The sequence below is a fragment of the Klebsiella sp. M5al genome, from assembly GCF_002090195.1.
Taxonomy (GTDB): Bacteria; Pseudomonadota; Gammaproteobacteria; order Enterobacterales; family Enterobacteriaceae; genus Klebsiella; species Klebsiella grimontii.
Genome location: NZ_CP020657.1, coordinates 2136775 through 2156251, shown reverse-complemented (window position 1 = coordinate 2156251; position 19477 = coordinate 2136775). Strand labels below are relative to the sequence as shown.

The following is a 19477-nucleotide window of genomic DNA, read 5'->3' as shown; positions in this document are numbered from 1 at the left end:
AAGAAGGAAAATAACCAAAATCAAAAAAACCACCCGCATTATATTGACAATACCCAGATACAAAAAATTATTCTAGTTGGTGTAATCCTGTATATTTCAAGACACACCCTGTCCGTATCCATTAGCATGGAGTATATATTAACCATTTCCGGTGACACATCCGTGCAGCAGTCCCTTTTACAGTGTGACTTCATATCATACTGACTGAGGGCGGATAATGGCTGTCTACCGCAACGATGCAGATTTACATTTGCTGGGCCAGTGCAGCAATGAAGAGCTGCAATTGCTGATTTCCATCCTGACCACTGACCCACGCGACGGCGACACCCGCTGGAAAGATAGCCTGACCAGCACTCCGGAATACCGTCTGCTGGCACCAGACCATCGCCGCTACTGGCAACTGATAGCCGCTGAGCTTCAGCGCTATGGCGCGAATACCTTAATGAGTATGGCACGTCTGGGGCAAGGCGTGGTTTACCGGGAAATTCTCGAAGATGTCTGCAGCAAACTCGATGTTAACTACAACCCGAAAAGCACTACTGAAACCATTGAACTCGCCCTGTTAATGAAGGTGCTGGAGAAAAGTCTGGATCAGATGACGCAGGAAGAGCTGTCTGCTTTTTCCCGCACGATGCAGCTTGGCCTGACCAACCCGACGCCTCAGCTCATCATCATGGCGATACAGGCAGCGATACGGACTTCCTCTCTGGCGGCCCTGGAGCTTGCTACTGTGATGTCTGCAGGCATCATTACCTCACTGGGTGGCATTGCTACCTGGGGCACTGTGGTCGTGGCGTCAAGGGCTCTGTCTGTCATTGCCGGTCCCGTTGCCATTGCACTCAGTTCTGCATGGATGATTTCCGACATTACCGGTCCGGCCTACCGGGTAACCATACCCGCCTGCATGATCGTGGCCTGGCTCCGTCAGCAACATATTTCCCGTTAATCCACTTTGGCCGACCGATGGCGGGTCCGGCTATTTTCTGCAGGGAGCAGTTACCATGCCTGAACAGGAACACCGTTATGACCGGTTAGCCAGTCGTCTCGCCATACTGGTCAGCCGCCTCTTTATGGGCGAAACGCTCAGTGTCAGGCAACTCGCGCAGGAATTTGGCGTCTCTGAGCGCACTGTACAACGAGACCTGCGTGAACGCCTGCGCTATATCGACACGGAATATATCGACGGTAACGTCAGCCTCCGTGATGCACGAGGACCTTTTCGCACCAACAATGATATCCTGCGTTTTGCCCGAATAACCAGCGTTGCACATTATTTTCCGGCTCTTGACCCTAAGCTGCTTTCAGTACTCCTTGATAGTGGTCAGGACTCTCCCTGCATCATCTGGAATGATCCTCCGCAACAGGCCCCTGCATTATTTGGCGGTTTTCAGATCATCGTTCAGGCCATCATCCGTCATCGCCTTATCCACTTCCTGCATCAGGAACGCCAGCAGCCATCAGTCGCACCTTACAGACTCATTTGCCAGGACGGAGAGTGGTATCTTGTGGCTGTCTCGAAGGATCGCATTCAGGTTTTTACCCTCTCAGCAATTACCGATGTGGTGATTACAGTCAGCAGTTTTGTACGGAACAGACATATCGACCGCATCATGCAGGACCCGAGGTTTATGCGTGCGCTTCCTCATTTTAATTACATCAGCGGAATTATTCATAAATGAGTTTATTTCTCTGACGTCGCATTAAATAACAAGGTGAAAAATGTCTGTTCACCCGACCACATTAAAAAATTTATTTACCAATACGAAGGAATCTGAAATGAAAATGTACAAATCAGCGATATTTATTATTATCGTTTCCATCCTGACAGGGTGTGGGGATAATTTTTCGTGTGAAAACGAAGAGGTATTAAAATCAGTTAATGAGGCTATAGTCAGTAACGCTGTAAATGAACGCGACTTCAGAACATTTCGCCCATACCGTCAGTCAGGCCTGACAGGCAAGGCAGTGATGATAGCCTGGGATACCCCCCTCACTATTGACAGCAATCCGAATGCTAAATCGTTAACCTGTAAGGTGCGTTTTACCGCTATGTTATCTGATGATGAAACCAGCCGTATAAAACAAAGGATTGATGACATTACCCACAGGGCGGAGAGCGAGCCCGGCTACGAGAGTAATAAAGGATTTATTGCAAATGTGAATAAAGCAGCAATGAATATGGCAAGAACCAGACAGGTCACAGGCACGATAGAGTATAACCTCTATCAGTCAAAGGGACATCCTGTCACTGAAGTCGGTAATACGCCGGAGAACAGTCAGACAATTAAGGATGTTGGCGATAAGTTATTACGCCCGGTGGCAAGGATTTATGCTGCTCAGGGGGGAGAGCTGGCATTAAATGATTTTTATTCTGTCGATATAATATCCATGTTTCGCACACGATAAGAAAGGCGTAAGGAACCGAGTTTAAATGCTGTGATTACGTATTTAAATCATCGGTAATCATTAAGGAGAAACCATGAAAATATTATTCTCTGTTACACTCACCGCTGTGATACTGAGTGCTGTACCCACAGCGTTTGCCGTTCGCAATATCTGGCATTCAGGCTTCGGCATGGGCGTGTCCGAGTACATCATCACCAGCCCGCAGCATACCGGACTCAACATCAGTTGTACCAGTAATCCCGATGAGAACCAGGTGCTCCAGCACAGCGTACTGGTCACCCTGCCGGATGGCCGCACCCTCAGTTCACAGGATGACGGTACCGCTATTACGCTCGTCACCGGTGGAGAACAGTATGGCGTGCCTGCTTCCCTAGGCTGGCGTAATGGGGATAATGCTTGGGTATCATTCATTGATGCTGTCAAAAAAGCAACATCATTTGAAGTCTGGGTTAACGACAAAAAAGTAGCCAGTTTCACACCCTCAGCCAGTGATGTTCATAAGGTGCTTGCTGATATGTCAGTTTGCACCTCCCTCACGGCGGATTAGCATCAACTCCATACACCGTCCCAGCACCCGTTTCGTCTGAAACGGGTGCTCTCACATTCCCCTGGATTTCGTTTTGCATGCCACCTCACGGTGGCGTTGAGGCTTTCCTATGCCCTTTTTAAAAATGCTCATCACTGCCTTAGGTCAGGTGCTGACCTGGTGCGGCGGACATCAGGCCCGGCAGTATATTGAAATCCGCTTCCGTCAGGCTGGCTACGATGACGACAGCATTGATGCCGCCAGAGAAGCGGTCACGCTGCTGGTCAACGCACTTATCGCCGCTCTGATGGCGCAGATATTAAAGATTCTGGATACGCTGTAATCCCGCCCTATCCGTTCATTGAGAACAACACATCCAGCCCCTGCCTCCTCACGGAGCAGGGGCTTTTGCTTTTATGCCTTCAGATTAACCAGATGAGGAATCAACTATGCGATTAGCCAGCCGTTTTGGTCGGGTGAACCAGATTCGCCGTGACCGTCCCTTAACCCACGAAGAACTGATGCAGCATGTCCCCAGCGTCTTCGGGGAAGACAAGCACGACTCCAGAAGCGAAAAGTACACCTACATACCCACGATCACCCTGCTGGAGAACCTTAAACGCGAAGGGTTCCGGCCATTCTTTGCCTGTCAGTCACGAGTGCGCGACCAGAGCCGACGGGAACATACAAAGCATATGCTCCGACTGCGTCGTACCGGTCAAATAAACGGTCAGCAGGTGCCGGAAATCATCATTCTGAATTCGCACGATGGCGCATCGAGTTTTCAGTTACTGCCGGGGATGTTCCGAAGCGTCTGCACCAATTCGCTCGTTTGCGGACAGTCGTTTGGCGAGATCCGCGTGCCACACAGGGGCGACGTTGTCGGGAAGGTGATTGAGGGGGCCTATGAGGTTCTCAGCGTCTTTGAGCGGGTGGAAGAGAAACGTGAAGCCATGCAGTCCGTGCAACTCCCGTCACCCGCACAACATGCACTGGCTAAAGCGGCGCTCACATATCGTTTTGGGGAAGAGTACCAGCCAGTAACTGAATCGCAAATTCTTGCTCCTCGACGCTGGCAGGACGAGAGCGATGACCTGTGGACCACTTACCAGCGCATTCAGGAAAACCTGCTGAAAGGCGGGCTAAGTGGCCGTACCGCGCAGGGGAAACGTACCCACACCCGCCCAGTAAACGGGATTGATGGCGACGTTAAGTTAAACCGTGCGCTCTGGGTGATGGCGGAGAACATGCTGAACCTGTTGGACAGGTAATCACCCGCGCCCCGCCACCGAAATCAATCCCCGGCCCGAGACCTCCATTCGACATCTACATGCATAAGGAAAAATTAACATGACCGACATTATTAATATTAACGACAACCATCAGCGACCTCTGCAGGCTGGCGATAACGGTTCTGCACCTGCTCTGACAGCCACGCCCGTACCGGACGAACTGCGTGTGGAATTCTGGCCGCAGCACTTTGGTAACATCCCGCAGTGGATAACCCTTGAACCGCAGGTCTTTGCGTGGATGGACCGGTTCTGCGCTGACTACAGCGGTGGTATCTGGAATTTTTATACTCTCAGCAACGGCGGGGCCTTCATGGTTCCGGGAACGGACAACGATGCCTTCTGGTCGCTGTTCAACGCCATGAATGGCAACGCCGCAGACATGAGCGCCGAAGCTGCAGGGATTGCAGTCTGTCTTGTCGCTTACAGTCATCACGCATGCCGCACAGAATGCGATGCCATGACGGAACATTACTGGCGTCTGCGTGACTATGCGCTGCATCACCCGGAATGCAGCGCCATCATGCGCATTATCGACTGAGTGTCCCGCTATGCCGTATGAACTGTCTCACCTGAATGCCCTGTGGGATGCGCTGGGGAAAACAACGGCCAGGGATGAGGACGGTGACGTTGTGTTCGACGAACCCTTCCTGCATTTCCCGACGGGTACCCCTCTCTTCCATATCTGGTCATGGTTTGAATCCCTGCACGACGGGTTCGTCGTTGCCGTGAAGCCGTACAACACATCCGTCCCGGATACGTCAACAGACAGGAAAAGCAAATGAATACCACCACGTTCCCCCCTGACCGCGGGGGAATATCTCCCGTCGCACAGCGCACTATCAGACGCGCACTGACCCTCCTGGAACGCCAGTTACGCGAACCCGGCGAGGCATTCACCTCCAGTCAGGCGGTCCGCGACTGGCTCCGTCTGCAGCTCACCACGCTGGAGCGTGAAGTCTTCATGGTACTCTTCCTCGATAACCAGCATCGTCTTATTGCCCATGAAACGCTCTTCACCGGCACCATCAACCATACGCAGGTACATCCCCGCGAAGTGATAAAGGCAGCACTGAAATACAACGCGGCTGCCATCGTGCTTTCACACAATCATCCGTCAGGTTATGCGGAACCCGGCCATGCTGACCGACTTATCACTGACCATTTGAAACAGGCACTTAAACTCGTGGATATCTACCTGCTGGACCACCTGGTCGTGGGAGGCATGGACATCGTCTCGTTTGCCGAGCGTGGCTGGCTTTAGGGAGAGAATAACGATGAAAATCATCAGTAAACGTCAGGCAATGGCGATATACCGCCAGCATTCTGAGTCCCGGCTGTTTCGCTTCTGTATCGGGAAATATAAATGGTCCGGCAGTATCTGCCATTACCACGGCAGGGAAGTGCAGGATATCCGGGGTGTGCTGGCCGTGTTTGCTGAACGCCGACAGGACCGCAACGGTCCGTATGTGATCCTGCGAAGCGTCACCCTGAATTAACTCACCGTTGAGGAGTACTTACATGCAGAAAGCAACCCGTGTAATCAACCATAATATCGCGGAACCCTGGTGGGGCCTCAGACGCAACATCACGCCGTGTTTTGGTGCCCGGCTTGTACAGGAGGGTAACCACCTGCATTACCTAGCTGACCGCGCCAGCATTGCTGGGACATTCAGCGACGCAGATTTACGCCATCTGGACCAGGCATTTCCGGTAGTGATGAAGCAGATGGAGCTCATGCTGACCAGCAACGAACTCACGCCCCACATTCAGCGCTGCATCACGTTCCACGCAAAAGGGCTGATATGTGAGGCCGATACGCTCGGCTCCTGTGGCTATCTTTACATCGTAATTTATCCGACATCTGCAACAACCGCATAAACCCCGGACGCTTTTCCTTCGTCAAACCAGCCAACAAAGAGCGCAAACCATGCAAATACAATCCCTGCCCCCACAAAGGGCGGCATCGTCACGTCTGTCATCAGTCGAAATCTGGCAAAAATTACTGGAGTATCTGCTGGAGCAACACTACGGCCTTACCCTCAACAACACACCGTTTTGCAACGACAGTGTGATCCAGAAGCACATTGATGCGGGTATCTCACTGTGTGACGCGGTGAATTTTATCGTGGAAAAGTACGACCTGGTGCGTACTGACCGTCACGGCTTCAGCGTGAAAGAGCAGTCTCCGTTTATCGGCAGCATTGATATGCTCCGCGCCCGCAAGGCTACCGGGCTGATGCCCCGCAAGGGCTATCAAACCGTTACTGACATTACCAGTGGCAGATTCAGCGGAGGGAAATAATGACGTTAACCCTGATCGTTGACGACAGCACCGTCAGCGATCAGTCCCTCAGGCGCCAGTACAACGACTGGCGCTTTTATCAGATCTCCATCAGCTGATACAGATGTTCGCTCAGACACCGGGTATGGCGGTAACACCTTAGCGGAGATATCTGTCTGCAGTAGAATAGAGTGCGGCAGGACGCCACCAGAACATCAGGGGCCGTATCATCTACCAGGAGAGAGCTTAATTCCGGGGCGTTCAGTAAAATGAAACATTTCTCCGGGAGCATACCATCGGTATTCCCTTTCGGAAAATAACCGCCCAGATACAGTAACACGGCCAGCAGCCGGAACTGTCGGGTGAGTACCGCTTCGGTGTCCCGGTAATGTGCTGCTATCCACAGGCATTCCCGCAGCATAAATCGCCGGGTTCGTCGGGTCAGGTCACCGCCTTTGTCATACCAGCGTTCGACGATATCCCTGACAGAGCGAATGGAGTCATCACCCGTTATCGCCGTTTGCCACGACCGCGCCAGAAGCGTTGAGATATCCATGGATTAACGCCGCACCTGCGAAACGGCTGCGGGAGTATTGCGGACACCAGGCAGATAAATATTGCGGACCAGCTTCAGGAGGAAAAAGACATCGCTCAGGTTGCTCACGCCGGTTACCAGATGGCGAAAGGCTACCCGCGTACGAAAACGCGCCCGGACCGCCTGCCGGTCACTCACCCTGCGCCGGTACAGGCCCAGAAAGTGACGGCTTTCCACCAGCGCATGCCTGACCAGCGCTCGTCTGACAGACCGGTACTGCGTCTGTGTACTGAGTGCCAGAATATCTGCAATCACGTCGCTATAGCTGAACGCGCGGATATCGTAATAATCCGGGCAGTGGGTAATTGACGCCGGGTTATTCACCCACAGGTAATCCTGTCTGTCAGAGAAATAAAACCGGCCATCTGCGGCGGCAAGCTGTATCGTCCAGAGAATATCCTTGTGGCTTTTCCCTTCCTGGAATCGCAGGTCGTGCTCGCGAATATACGCTGAACGGATTATCTGCAGCCACAGATAATGCGGCCATTCCCTTTGACTGACGCAATGGTGTATCCACTGCTGACCCGTCAGTGTCTGACCGTAAGGCTGTCTGCGGTGAACGGGATGCCGAAGATGTCCGGCGCTGTCTGTATGCCGGGCATTGAAAAGGACGATATCAGCCTGTGCTTCGCGTGCTGTGCGCAGCCTTTCCTGCAGAAAATCTGCCGCAACCCGGTCATCTGCATCCAGGAACACCACCCATTCGCCACGGTGAATCGCCAGTGCAGCATTACGGGCAGCATACACTCCCTGATTTTCCTGCCGAATGAGGATCAGTCGTTCATCTGTAATAGCGCTGAGTACCGTCCATGTTTCGTCGGTTGAGCCGTCATCCACAACAATGATTTCAGAACTCAGCGTTGTTTCGCCAAGTAGTGTATGGATCAGACCCCCGATACTGTCAGCTGCATTGAAGACAGGAATAATGACGCTGATATCGATGTTGTTTTTCATTGAACAAAGGAAATGTAAACAGAGGGAAAGTTCAGCGTTGTTACCCCATCAGAGGCAATAACCTGCCGGGTAAGATGCATTATCAGGAAGAACGCTCCGGTGATTTTTGTGCTGGCGCGGACACCACTCGTTTTTCTCTGATTTCCTGGTTAACCACCATCAGACAGTCATCGCAGAATTCTTTATCAAGCCCGAAAATCCGGTCCAGAACGCCTCTTTTCTTGTTACATCTGGCACATCTTTTCATTCCATCACCTGCTGTCGCATTCCGTTGCCGAGCTCGTAGGACAAAAGAACGCCGCCCACCAGAAGACAGGAAATAAATTAATAAAGAATACATTAAATGAATTTTTGAGAATTTAGCACAGGCACTACCGGGCCGGATAATTCATTTTGCAGATCAATTTTTACCAATCGATCGGTTTAATCGATCATCTTTTTTACTCTGCTTTACATGCCATCCGTGTGCCTGAATACCCTATCGGAGCGTTCGGTTTGTCGAGCTGTAAAGGATGCTATGCCTGCTGGATAGTCAAACCATTCCCGATAACTGACATCATGTGGAATAGAAAATATACAAAAATTATTATCGCTTTGAATGGCAGCTATAAGTGGACCTTCAAATCCGAACAGGTTCAATTGATTAACCTTGGCTGTCAGTTGAGCCATCGTTAACATGAAGCCGATCGAAAATTCCCTATTGCATTTTTTACAAATACGCATTGGCAAGAAAGATAGATTCTGGCTCATGACAAGTAGAGTGGTTCATTTGTATAAAGAGACTTCGCCTTCAGGACGCGTTTTGAACCTGCGATGCATCCACAGGTATTGCTCGGGGGCACGGAGAATTTCACGCTCGATGATCTTGTTCATATAAGCCGCTGCGGCGACCTTGTCTTCCCCTGGATAGCCTGCCAAAGGATTGCTGATATACATGTGATAACCTTTTTTATCGCTACGTCTAATCATGCTAAGTGTGATCAAGTGTGCACCAGCGAGTTTTGACAGAGCATACGTTCCGTTCGTCGTGGCTGCTTTTTTTACCGAGAAAAAAGGTGCAAAAACGCTTCCCTTAGCCCCATAATCCTGGTCTGGTGCAAACCAAACGGCTTCACCAGCTTTTAGCGCATGAACAAAACCAGATAAATTACGTCGATTAATCATAGCTTTATTTGAACGCATACGCCCTTTTGTCTGTACCCATTCCATTAATGGATCATTGTGTGGGCGATACGTTGCCATCATAGGATGGCATAACCCCATTACTCTTCCACACAACTCAAGGGACATAAAATGAATCCCGACAACCATTACTCCTTTTGTCGCGCCGGTCAGGTTTTCAAGCCCTTCGACATCAAACCATTTTTTGACTCTCGCATCGCTCCAGAACCAGGCCATTCCTGTTTCCATCAGTCCCAGCCCGAGAGAAACAAAGTTTTTATTGACCATCTGGCTCCGGGCAAACGGTGTCATCTCGGGAAAGCACAGTTCGATATTTCTAATCGCAATTCCTTCCCGGCGTTTCAGAAAGGGTCTGGATATTTTTCCAAGGCCAGAGCCCAGAGTATGTAAAACCGGGTAAGGAAGTTGAACGAGAAGCCACAGCAGACCCAAACCAGACCAGGTAAGCCAGTGGCGAGGATGAAGTAAATTATGAGTAAAAGTCTGTGCCATAAATTTCCTTAATGCTAATGAAGGTTATAACGCAAAAGGAAAACAATGAAGCAATTCGTCTTTAGCGATACATTCTGTTTTAGACAATTTAAAGTCATCTAAATTCAGAAAAAAATAACTTTGCAATGACTGGTAAAGAATTTAAAGAGTCAGGAATGAATTGTAAGCCAGCAAAGTTATTCTGTTATAAATCCATGTTTTATCATTGATACTCAAAAAATTGTCTTCTTGATTCATCATCATCAAGGTACTCAAAAGAAAGAAGCCGAATTTTGGTAAGTTTATAAAACCACTCACAATCGTTTCGTTGAATAATTTCGCCTGGTTTGAAACATATCCCGGATGCCACCCGAATAATCGCATATTTACCATTACTAAACCTGACCCGGTGAATACAGAAAGGTTGGCCAGCCTGTCCGTGACAGCTGTTCGACATGATATGCCCTTCAATAAAAACAGATTTTTTAGATTTCATTATCATACCCTCGACAACAGCAGTACAGGAGGAATGTTGTCATTTTCCGACATCACTGACGTTAAGTGGCAGAAGCTGATCAGCCGCCGATACACCAGCATTCTGAAGGTCTGAACAACAGTCCGCAGGCAGGGCACTCAAGAACCGCATCTTTTCTTAGTTTACCTGCTTTCTGATCGGCTCTGTGTGCACATACCGGGCAGGCAACATGAACCGGTCTTTCTTTAAAATACCTGAGCCCATTTGTATAAGACATAAATAATTCTCTGAGGAATAGAGTAATTATTATACGCTTTAATATAAAAATAACTGGCATAAGTTATGTTAAGTTGTGTCTGAATCAGGATATCAGATATTGAAAATTGAACGTCTTATTTATGATACACTACCCTTCCGTGAGAAATTTAAGATGAAATCAGAAGACACCCTTGACTGGTATCCGGCACAATTACCGCCTGTGAAAATTATTCTTGGAGAAGCCGTGCTGGCTGTGGGTAAACAGGGCCGACCGATTAATACCCGCACCTTGCTGGAATACCTTCAGGTCATGCAGGACAAACAAAAAAGGCGGGATGACAAAATCGCCATGCAGACTGCGATTGATGTTCTCAGGGATAATCAGCGCATTAACGGCAGACGTTAATGCACCTCCGGGATCAGTGTCAGTTCTGAATGATCTCAACCGTATGGTTTTGTCCATCATCCTTCAGCGGTATTCTGTCATCAGGGAGGAGAACACCATCCAGCGTCACGCAATATTCTGCATCGCCGCGTGAAACACTAATCTGATAATGGCTTTCACCATATTGATATGCCATAGAAAAAGACGACCACTCATCCGGTAACCTGGCATGAACACTAAAGTCAGTGCCGGAACGTTTTATCCCCAGTAATTCCTCGGTAAGTAAACGCCAGGCCCAGGCTGCTGAACCGGTATACCAGCTCCACCCTGCACGTCCGGTATGGGGAGCGACGCTGTAGACATCAGCACTCATGACATAAGGCTCAGCTTTATAAATCCCGACAGAGTCCGCATTCAGGGTATGATTTATAGGGCTGAGCATTGACCAGAGTTGCCAGGCTCGTTCGGCATTCCCCATTCGGGCAAAGGCCATCACTGCCCAGATGGCGCCATGCGTATACTGCCCTCCGTTTTCCCGCACGCCGGGCAGGTACCCCTGTATGTAGCCCGGATTTGGACCGTGTCCGTCGAAAGGAGGCGTTAACAGTTTGATCAGCCCTCCTTCGTTATCCACAAGGAGCTTATCCAGCGCCTGCATGGCCTTTGCGCACCGTCCCGGGCTCGCGGCGCCGGACAATACAGACCAGCTCTGCGCAATCGCATCAATCCGGCAGTCCTGTGAGGTTTTCGATCCCAGGGGAGTACCATCGTCAAAATACCCGCGCCGGTACCATTCCCCATCCCAGGCGTGGGCTTCGAGATTACTTTGCAGGCGCAGAGCCTGTGAACGGCACATCGCGGCGACGCTTTCATCCAGCCTGCGCTCCGCCAGCGCTGCAAACCGCTGCAAAATGTCGTACAGGAAGAAGCCCAGCCAGACGCTTTCACCTTTGCCTTCGATACCCACCCGGTTCATCCCGTCATTCCAGTCACCAGCCCCCATCAGCGGCAGGCCATGCACCCCGAAGCGAAGTCCATAGTGAATAGCTTTGACGCAGTGTAACCAGAGTGTCTCTTCGGTGCCGCTGATGACCGGCGTGTCATAGACAGACTCTTCACCAGGATGAAGCGAGCGTCCCTCCAGATAAGGAATGCGTATTTCCAGTGCATCCATATCCCCCGTCGTTTCAACATAGTGGCAAACAGCAAGCGGCAGCCAAAGATAGTCATCGGAACAGCGGGTACGCACACCGTTGCCGTGTGGCGGGTGCCACCAGTGCTGCACATCCCCCTCGATAAACTGCCGTGATGCACAGAGTATTATCTGTTCACGCATCCGGTCCGGAGCAGCGTGGCTCAGAGCCAGCGTATCCTGCAGCTGATCGCGAAAACCAAATGCACCGCCAGACTGATAGTAGCCACTCCGGGCCATAAGACGACAGGCGACCGTCTGATACAACAGCCAGCCATTAACCAGTAAATTTACGGACGTGTCGGGGGTGTTAACTACGATTTTATCGAGAACATTGTGCCAGTGATTATGAATCCGGTTCAGCTCCTGGCGGACCGTATCCTCGTTCATGTAGCGGGCCAGCGTCTCCTGAGCACAAACATCATTCTCCTCTGCGCCGAGGATAAAAATAAACGTCCTCTGGTCCCCGTCAATTAATGTAACCGCCGATTGCACCGCTCCGCAGGGATCCAGACCGGCCCCCGTCTTACCAGAAAGCTTTTGCAGTTTCGTGGCCGAAGGGGCGTGAAGGGAACCATTACGGCCAATAAACTCCCGGCGATCCCCTGTCAGAGAACAGTCATTACCGCTGACGGCAAAAAATGCAGTTCGGCCGCCACCATTATCACCATAAAAGTTATTCGCAAGCACCCCGCAGCCGCCGGGCGTTCTGGCCACATGTGTCACAATGTGAGGGGCTGAGCGCGTTCGTGTTTCTCCGAGCGTCCACTCTACATAGCCTGTGACGGAAAGTTGACGTGTCCGTCCCGAAGAGTTACTGAGCGTCAGGAGCACCAGTTTAACCGGATCTTCTTCAGCAACCAGGACCGTCAACTCGCTGTCTATACCACTCTCACGATGGGCAAAAACGCTGTAGCCAAAACCATGGCGGGTCAGGTAATCACCGTGTCCGCGAACAGGTAAAGCCGTCGGCGACCAGCACTCCCCGCTCTCTTCATCGCGCAGGTAAAATGCCTCGCCGCAGCGATCGCTCACCGGATCGTTTTCCCACGGTGTTAACCGGTATTCATGGGCATTCTCATACCAGGTATAGGCCTGCCCTGCCTCTGAAATCACGCTGCCAAAACGGGGATTTGCCAGTACGTTTGACCAGGGAGCCGGTGTCTGCGCATTTTCCCGCAGAACAATTTGATATTCCCGCCCATCCTGTGAAAATCCACCGAACCCATTGTAATAGCATAACTGACTGATATCGGGGCTCCAGTCCGTATGTTGATTACGCTCGCGCACAGCGCGTGGAATGAATGCCCTTGCCGGCGATTTCAGGGTATGAATACGCTGGTTAAGCTGCTCATTAATACCCCCTGCGCGATCATCAAGATAAAAACAGGCCACGCTCATCAGAAGCAACTTATCTTCTGCAGAGAGATGCTCGCCATTACGGACAAAAAGGCCGCCCGTTTTGTCCAGCAGACTGGCTTCAGACCCCGCATAAATTAACTCCATAATCTGATTTTGTAATCCCTGCTGGTAGCCACCGGGGCTGTTATTCAGGATAACCAAATCAACATCCAGTCCTTTCTGTCGCCAGTAACGGTGTGCCTGAATCAGTTTGGTCACTGAGCCGATACTTTCTTCGCCGGTTATACTGAGCAGTACTATCGGCAGATCGCCTGAAATTGCCCAGCCCCACAGACCGGACTGACCACGCCGGTTGCGGCTGATCACCTGGCCTTCGGCGCGTAGCTCCTGGACAGGGTAAAGCACAGCGCCAGCGAGACGATTAAACAAAGTTGCATCATCTTCACTGGCATTCATCTGGCGTAATACCACCAGACTGTGAGACCAGGCCAGTTCAAAGACGCGATCGGCAATAGGGTAATCGCGATATTTTTCCAGCAGGGCCAGGCTCTGCTGGCGGTTCTCGCTGATACCATAAATGATATCAATCGTAACCGGATGCCCCGGCTGTAGAGTGATGGAGTGACGTATTGCCAGTATCGGATCCAGCACTGACCCCGACGTGTTACTGAGCGTCCCTTCCGTCTCTGTTGCCAGGGTATCAGCAGGGTTTCTGCCACGACCAAGAAATTTTGCCCTGTCCGTTTCAAACGAGACGTGATGTCGGTTATCGCCATGCACCACCATCATGTGAAACAGGCAGGGGCTTGCTTCATCCGGAGAGCGCGGGCGTCGGTGGCAAAGAATGGCGCCACGCTCAGGATCCAGCTCAGTCTGAATAAACAGATTGCTGAATGCCGGGTGTGCCAGATCGCTGGCATCAGGTGCCAGTACGACTTCAGCATAAGTTGTCAGTTCCAGAGAGCGGGGCTGGCGACCACGATGGATCAGTGTGAGCCGTCGCAACTCAACATCATCCTCCGGGGAGATCACCACCTGAGTTTTGACGCTAAGTCCTCCAAAGGTGCGTCGGAATTCAGCCCCCGCATCGGTGAACAACACTTCCTCGTCTTGTCCGCTGGAGTTGCCTGTCGGTTGCCAGGTATTGCTCCATACATCCCCCGTCTGCGTATCACGGATGTAGCAGAATGCTCCCCAGTTATCACGGGTGGTATCACTGCGCCAGCGTGTTAGTGCAATATCGTTCCAGCGACTGTAACCACCGCCGCCCGCGGTCAACATCAGATGATAATGGCCGTTGGACAGGAGTTGAATATCCGGGGCGGGAGTATCCACGCTATAGAAAATACGGGGTTCATAGCGAACGGGTTTGACCCTGCCTTCATGAGATTCAAAATGACGGCGCGGACTGTACAGATCGACCGCATCCGGCACGCGCTCCTGTAACAGCAGGCTAGCTGACCGGAACACCGTACTGGACATGAATCGTTCAGTCATGGGGGCGTCAAGCAGCACATGAGCCAGTGCCTGAAATGCCATGCCCTGGTGATGCGCCATCCAGGACTGTACCACCGCATAGAGCTGGCCGGTTGCGAGTCGTGAGGGGGTATAGTCCAGCGCTTCATAAAAACCGTATTCTCCGCGTGCACCATTTTTTTGCAGCCTGAACAGGTTCTCACAGGCTCTCTGTGGAGAAACCATCAGCGCCAGCATTGTGGCGTAAGGTGCGACAACCATGTCATCAGCAAGCCCCCTGCGCAGACCAAGACCCGGTACGCCAAATGCCTGATACTGATAATTATGCTGAACATCAAAAGCATGATAGCCAGACTCTGAAACACCCCATGGTACCCCGCGTTCTTTCCCCCAGTGAATCTGGCGCATAACCGCCGACTGACTCATTTCATCGAGCAGGCTGCCGGGCCAGGTGGGCATCACCAGATTCGGCATCAGATATTCAAACATGGATCCGCTCCATGACATCAGGGCAGTTTCATTATCAATCGTGGTAAACAATCGACCCAGCGCGTACCAGCTTTTAAGAGGCAGCTGATTAGTCGCAATGGCAAGAAAACTGGTCAGGCGGATTTCAGACGGCAGGAGATCGTAGTGGCTCTTGTCAGGTGTATTCGTGTCACAGTTATAACCGACGCTGAGCAGACTGGTTGCTTCACTGTACAGAAATGCGAAATCCATCCGGGCATGCTCATCCAGCCGCTGTTCCAGCTCGGTGATAATATTGAGTCGCATTCGGGCCTGCTCCGCCACTGACGCCGGAGGCGTTCCTGTACCGGTTAATGTCGGACGGGCAAGCTCGCTCAGCGTCGGCAGCGTCTGTTCATTCCAGGATGCAGGTAACCAGCCAAGCAACAGAGACCACTCATGGCACAGCTGAACCAGTTGATGCTCCAGATGTCCAGCCCAGCGCATCTGAAGAGTAGATCCCTGATGACATGCACTGGTCAGATGGTTACATTGGATGCTCATGTTTTTCAGTTCACTGAAAAATGCCTGTGGAGAGAGTGACACCGCGCTCAGGCAGTGTTTGCGCAGCAGTCTCAGGCTGTCAGGTGGGTTCTGCCCCCACTGTTTTTCCAGAATATCCAGCGTATCGTTCAGTCCTGCCAGTATCTGTTGGCTGTTTAAAACAGGCTGATGACGCATGGCGGACAGCCCTGCACGCAGCGTCAACAAATGCCCGGCCATATTGCCGCTGTCGACGCTGGAGATATAGCGTGGACTGAGGGGGACCAGCGTACGGGTGTCATACCAGTTGTAGAGATGGCCCCGGTAGTGCTCCATTTTATCCATCGTGTCGAGCGTGAGCGATACGCGCCGGAGCACCTCTCCGCCGGGCAGGTAGCCAAAGTCCCATGCCGTCAGGTTAGCCATAAGTGAAAGACCAATATTGGTAGGAGAAGTTCGGTGTGCCACCGTCGGTTGTGGTATTTCCTGATAATTATCAGGCGGAAGCCAGTTCTCTTTTTCTGTGGCAAAGGTTTCAAAAAATGCCCAGATTTCACGGCTTGTCTGGCGTAACAGCTGTTTTTGTTCCTGAGTTGGCGAAAAAACCTTACGCACGGGCTGGCGACTCAGCCAGCTCATCAGCAGCGGGGCCACACACCATACCAAACCGATCGGTAACACAATCCCCAGCAGCTGTGGGGCAAATTGTCCGGTCAGTATTGTCAGCGCCACGCCACCGGCAACATTCAGCCACATTGCCTGATAAAAACGTGCAACAGTGGATCTGGCCTGACTGCTGTCCTGGCTGTGGCTGACCCACTGGCTGAGGTGACGCCTGCTTATCCCCAGTCGCCATAGCGTCACGGCGATCGCTTTCAGCGAATATCCGGCTTCGTGCGGCAGTATCGCAAAATTAAGGCTGATACCTGACAGACGCTTTAACGCGCCCGCCCCCACCAGTAACAGATGCGGCTTCACGCGGCGACGCAGAGGTTTATGCAGAAGGTCATGGCTAATGCAGAGGATGGCTGGCAACAGCCATATCAGCAACAGTATGCCCAGCCAGTAAACCGGATTGGGTACCCAAAGCAGAGTGAAGAACAGCAATACCAGTAAGGAGGGGGCGACCAGACTGCGACGTAGATTATCGAGTAATTTCCAGTAAGAAAGCGCGGTCAGCGGATTCCTGACCCGGGTTCCATCGGCTTTTCTGACGCGTGGTTTTAGCCAGTTAAGCAGTTGCCAGTCACCCCGGATCCAGCGTGAACGTCGTGCAACATCCGACAGATAATTATTAGGGTACTGTTCGTACAGTAACACCTCGCTCAGCAGACCCGAACGTGCATAGCATCCTTCAAGCAGATCGTGGCTGAGTACCAGGTTTTCCGGGCAGATGTTGGTAGTGGCCTGCATAAAAATATCAACATCGTAAATCCCTTTGCCCACAAACGAGCCCTCCCCAAAGAGATCCTGATAGATATCCGAAGACATCATCGAATAAGGGTTATTGCCCGGTACGCTGCTGCGCAGGCCTGCGTAACGCCCCTGACCGTTGCGTGGTATCTCTTCCGCAAGACCGGGCTGTAAAATACCGAATCCTTTGACAACCCTCTGGCGTACCGGATCATACTCAGGCGTATTCAGCGGATGCGCCATCGTCGCGACGAGTTTGTGTGCCGTATCGCGCGGGAGCACCGTATCGCTGTCCAGGGTAATGACGTATTTTATGTGACCCGGTAAAAGGTGGGCAGGCATGTCTGCAACGCTGACAAATTGCGTTCCGGGATGACGCAACCAGCTGTTCAGTAACGCCAGTTTTCCCCGCTTGCGTTCATAGCCCATCCACGCTCCTTCCGAGGGGTTCCATTCAGGCTGACGATGTAACAGATAAAAACGTGGTCGACCGGAGGGGTAGCGCCGATTCAGCCCCTGCGTATCAGCGATAGCCTGTCTGAGCAGCGCGTGACTTTCTGGCGAGGGTTCATTTTCAGAATCTGCAAAATCAGTGAGCAGTGCGAACCTGAGATTTTCGTTTTCATTCCCAAGCCAGCAGACTTCAAGACTGGAGAGGAGCTGGCTGAAACTTTCATGGCTGGTCAGCATGCAGGGGATGACGATCATAGTGGCACTGTCAGCGGGAATGCCGGTTGAAAAATCCATCCCCGGCAAGGGGCGAGGAACGCGAAAACGGGTGGTTGCGTCACTGAGTAAATCACTCATTAACTGAGTTAAAGCGATAACCAGAGGCAATATCACCGCGATTAACAGCCAACCTGCGCCCTGCATGGCAGTTTCGTGCAATATTGCCGCGGTCGCAGCGGTTGTCAACAACACCAGGCTGCCAAGCCATGACAGCAGGGTTATTCTGTTGAAACTGTGCCGCAAGCGTATGAGTCCTGAGGTATCTGCCAGGAGATGTATATCCAGCGCCTGTCGACCTTCGCCCGCGAGGTAATAACCAACATGATATTCCGGTGTATTGGGTGCTTTTTCCTCTGAAAGCGCCAGCACCCTGTCAGCAACCTCATGCTCGCTGAGACCACTGTCTCTGGCCAGAACCTCAACTACGTGGCGGTAATGATCCCGGGTATTGAAGTGCATCCGGGGATAGATCCCGGCAGGATCATTGCGTAATGCCTGTTCGACGACGCTTATCGTTTCGGCGAAATCAGCCCAGTCCGTTTCACTCACTAATCGGAGACCCGCGATGCTGTTACTGACAGACAACTGGCTGGCGGCTAGCTGTTGATTGAAACTATGTATGAGAACGTCGGTGGTGATCCCCTGTTCCCGAAGGCACTGATCAATCCAGGTCAGAGGTAACGACAGCGCGTTGCCATGCCCCTGCAGGCGCCGCATCAGCTCTGCAACAAACGCGTTGGTTAACGGGGGGCGGGAGCGCGCCATATCAGCAACCACCATGATTAAATCGCCAGGTGCACTCTTTGCACATTCGACAATCCTTGTTATCCACGTATCGGCAAGGTTTCTGTCCTGCTGCGCTTTTATCACTTCCATACTGATACGACGAAGATTTTCAATCAGCGCCAGGCGCAGCATTCCCGGTAACGCCCAGACTTCACCCAGCGTCAGCGGTGTCACCTGTTGATAGGCAGTGAGATAGCTGGTCAGGCTGGCGGCATCCCAGCGGCCATCGCCGTGAGCAATGGCCTCTGATGCAATATGATAAATTCGTGGGCAATTCAGTGGCGATACCAGCGACGGGAGGCCTTTTCCAAAGCTTTTCGGCAAGTGCTGGCGGACTGTGCGGATTTGTTCCTCAATAAGATAATAATTGTCCAGCAACCATTCACCGGCGGGCATGATACTGGTCTTTTTACCCGCGTTAAGCTCATAGCAGTTTTGGGTGATGACGTCCTCATTGTCGCCAAGCCTTTTCAGAAGATAATAAGGATGTTTATCCGACGATACTTTATGAGTCCGCGCCAGCTTCTGACCGTAGCGTTCCATCTGGACGGTCGAAAAGAGTTCAGACCGCGGAGTGCTTTCGCTTGCAGGATCGTTCGCCGAAAACGTCACGTTTTCGGCAGCATTCATCGGGATACGGGAGCGGTTAAACCACGCTCTGGGGTTCATTTTCATAGCATTGCTCCGATGCAACATTAGCGCGC

At 51.7% G+C, this 19477-nt stretch carries 19 protein-coding genes; 13 read left to right on the top strand and 6 right to left on the bottom strand.

From position 1 onward, the window contains the following. Positions 1–217 precede the first annotated feature (217 nt). The 12 genes from BWI76_RS10185 (at position 218) to BWI76_RS10130 (ending at position 6526) form a co-directional block, all read left to right on the top strand. The gene (locus BWI76_RS10185; RefSeq protein WP_004139644.1) at positions 218–946 is read left to right on the top strand and encodes a DUF3944 domain-containing protein; all 729 of its coding nucleotides are present in this window, start codon (positions 218–220) and stop codon (positions 944–946) included. A gap of 55 nt (positions 947–1001) precedes the next feature. Continuing rightward, positions 1002–1679, top strand: coding sequence for a helix-turn-helix transcriptional regulator (locus tag BWI76_RS10180; RefSeq protein WP_004139645.1), 678 nt, complete (start codon positions 1002–1004; stop codon positions 1677–1679). A 97-nt stretch (positions 1680–1776) separates the two neighbouring features. Next, positions 1777–2406 (top strand): hypothetical protein, encoded by a 630-nt coding sequence (locus BWI76_RS10175; RefSeq protein ID WP_049094924.1) that lies wholly within the window; start codon positions 1777–1779, stop codon positions 2404–2406. 73 nt (positions 2407–2479) lie between these two features. Continuing rightward, the gene (locus tag BWI76_RS10170; RefSeq protein WP_049094923.1) at positions 2480–2953 is read left to right on the top strand and encodes a hypothetical protein; all 474 of its coding nucleotides are present in this window, start codon (positions 2480–2482) and stop codon (positions 2951–2953) included. A gap of 109 nt (positions 2954–3062) precedes the next feature. Continuing rightward, the gene (locus BWI76_RS10165; protein WP_049094922.1) at positions 3063–3275 is read left to right on the top strand and encodes a hypothetical protein; all 213 of its coding nucleotides are present in this window, start codon (positions 3063–3065) and stop codon (positions 3273–3275) included. A gap of 106 nt (positions 3276–3381) precedes the next feature. Beyond that, positions 3382–4203, top strand: a complete 822-nt coding sequence (locus BWI76_RS10160) for a DUF932 domain-containing protein (RefSeq protein ID WP_049094921.1) — start codon at positions 3382–3384, stop codon at positions 4201–4203. A 79-nt stretch (positions 4204–4282) separates the two neighbouring features. Then, positions 4283–4762, top strand: coding sequence for an antirestriction protein (locus BWI76_RS10155; protein ID WP_224240015.1), 480 nt, complete (start codon positions 4283–4285; stop codon positions 4760–4762). A 10-nt stretch (positions 4763–4772) separates the two neighbouring features. Then, the gene (locus BWI76_RS10150) at positions 4773–5006 is read left to right on the top strand and encodes a hypothetical protein (RefSeq protein ID WP_049094920.1); all 234 of its coding nucleotides are present in this window, start codon (positions 4773–4775) and stop codon (positions 5004–5006) included. Next, positions 5003–5485: a RadC family protein gene (gene radC / locus BWI76_RS10145; protein WP_049094919.1), complete on the top strand. Its 483-nt coding sequence runs from the start codon at positions 5003–5005 to the stop codon at positions 5483–5485. The genes BWI76_RS10150 and radC overlap by 4 nt, the downstream gene beginning before the upstream one ends. 13 nt (positions 5486–5498) lie before the next feature. Next, the gene (locus BWI76_RS10140) at positions 5499–5720 is read left to right on the top strand and encodes a DUF987 domain-containing protein (RefSeq protein ID WP_049094918.1); all 222 of its coding nucleotides are present in this window, start codon (positions 5499–5501) and stop codon (positions 5718–5720) included. Positions 5721–5742: 22 nt separating this feature from the next. Beyond that, positions 5743–6102, top strand: a complete 360-nt coding sequence (locus BWI76_RS10135; RefSeq protein WP_049094917.1) for a type IV toxin-antitoxin system YeeU family antitoxin — start codon at positions 5743–5745, stop codon at positions 6100–6102. A gap of 49 nt (positions 6103–6151) precedes the next feature. Next, a complete protein-coding gene (locus tag BWI76_RS10130) occupies positions 6152–6526 on the top strand; it encodes a TA system toxin CbtA family protein (RefSeq protein WP_049094916.1) in 375 nt (124 codons plus the stop codon). A 79-nt stretch (positions 6527–6605) separates the two neighbouring features. Here the strand turns inward: BWI76_RS10130 and BWI76_RS10125 are convergent, their stop codons facing one another. From BWI76_RS10125 to BWI76_RS28755, 5 genes are all read right to left on the bottom strand, one after another. Beyond that, positions 6606–7061, bottom strand: coding sequence for a hypothetical protein (locus BWI76_RS10125; RefSeq protein WP_224240016.1), 456 nt, complete (start codon positions 7059–7061; stop codon positions 6606–6608). A 3-nt stretch (positions 7062–7064) separates the two neighbouring features. Continuing rightward, on the bottom strand, positions 7065–8054 hold the full coding sequence (locus BWI76_RS10120) for a glycosyltransferase (RefSeq protein WP_049094915.1): 990 nt from the start codon (positions 8052–8054) through the stop codon (positions 7065–7067). Positions 8055–8819: 765 nt separating this feature from the next. Further along, a complete protein-coding gene (gene lpxP / locus BWI76_RS10115; RefSeq protein ID WP_049094914.1) occupies positions 8820–9728 on the bottom strand; it encodes a kdo(2)-lipid IV(A) palmitoleoyltransferase in 909 nt (302 codons plus the stop codon). A gap of 202 nt (positions 9729–9930) precedes the next feature. Further along, a complete protein-coding gene (locus tag BWI76_RS28305) occupies positions 9931–10203 on the bottom strand; it encodes a hypothetical protein (protein WP_192831626.1) in 273 nt (90 codons plus the stop codon). Positions 10204–10282: 79 nt separating this feature from the next. Next, a complete protein-coding gene (locus BWI76_RS28755) occupies positions 10283–10459 on the bottom strand; it encodes a YnfU family zinc-binding protein (RefSeq protein ID WP_213076229.1) in 177 nt (58 codons plus the stop codon). A 153-nt stretch (positions 10460–10612) separates the two neighbouring features. Here BWI76_RS28755 and BWI76_RS10105 point away from each other — a divergent pair, with 153 nt between their 5' ends. Then, on the top strand, positions 10613–10846 hold the full coding sequence (locus BWI76_RS10105; RefSeq protein WP_004132711.1) for a hypothetical protein: 234 nt from the start codon (positions 10613–10615) through the stop codon (positions 10844–10846). 19 nt (positions 10847–10865) lie between these two features. Here BWI76_RS10105 and BWI76_RS10100 read toward each other — a convergent pair whose 3' ends face one another. After that, positions 10866–19448, bottom strand: coding sequence for a GH36-type glycosyl hydrolase domain-containing protein (locus BWI76_RS10100; protein WP_084402772.1), 8583 nt, complete (start codon positions 19446–19448; stop codon positions 10866–10868). Between the last annotated feature and the right edge of the window lie 29 nt (positions 19449–19477).